Source organism: Pseudomonas sp. ICMP 3272, from assembly GCF_001466905.1.
In the GTDB taxonomy this organism is placed as follows: Bacteria; Pseudomonadota; Gammaproteobacteria; order Pseudomonadales; family Pseudomonadaceae; genus Aquipseudomonas; species Aquipseudomonas amygdali.
Map to the genome: position 1 here is coordinate 1 of NZ_LKEK01000127.1, position 853 is coordinate 853.

At 62.7% G+C, this 853-nt stretch carries 1 pseudogene; it reads right to left on the bottom strand.

Annotation, left to right across the window (positions count from 1 at the left end):
• Positions 1 to 853 (bottom strand): annotated as a pseudogene (locus tag AO068_RS26085) (amino acid adenylation domain-containing protein); the annotation flags it as partial.

An 853-nucleotide genomic window follows, 5' to 3' on the forward strand; every position in this document is an offset into this window, starting at 1 on the left:
CACCGCTTCGTGGACCGCAGGGTGTTTGGCCAGAGCGGCCTCGATTTCGCCGATCTCGATACGCAAGCCGCGGATCTTCACCTGGAAGTCATTACGGCCCAGGTATTCCAGCGCGCCGTTGGTCAGCCAGCGGCCCACGTCGCCGGTTTTGTACAGGCGGGCCTGCGGGTCGTTGGAAAACGGGTCGGCGATGAAACGCTCGGCACTCAGCTGCGGCTGGTTCAAGTAACCCCGCGCTACGCCGATGCCGCCAATGTGCAGCTCACCGGCCACGCCCAGCGGTTGCAGCTGGCCCAGGGCATCCAGTACGTGCATTTGAATATTGGCAATCGGACGGCCGATGGGCACGCTGTCACCAGGATCCGTCGGACGGCATTCCCAGGCGGTAACGTCGATGGCCGCTTCGGTCGGGCCATACAGGTTGTGCAGTTCAACNGTGCAGTTCAACACCCTTGAGCTGTTGCTCGAAGCGGCGCTGCAACGCGCGAGGTAAAGCCTCGCCGCTGCACAGTACGCGGCGCAGTTGCGGGAAGTCGCGGGTTGAGCGGTGCTCCAGAAACACGTCGAGCATCGAGGGCACAAAGTGCAGCAGGGTAATGCCCGCGTCACTCATGACCTGAGTCCTGATGGCCTCCGGGACGCGCCATGACCAGTTCGGCACCGGCCAGCAGCGGCAGGAAAAACTCCCAGACCGACACGTCGAAGCCGAACGGGGTCTTTTGCAGCACGCGATCCTGACTGTTCACTTTATAGGCGTCACGGGCCCAAAGCAGGCGGTTGACCACGCCCAAGTGCTCGTTCATCACGCCTTTGGGCGTGCCAGTGGAACCGGAGGTGTACAGCACATAGGCCA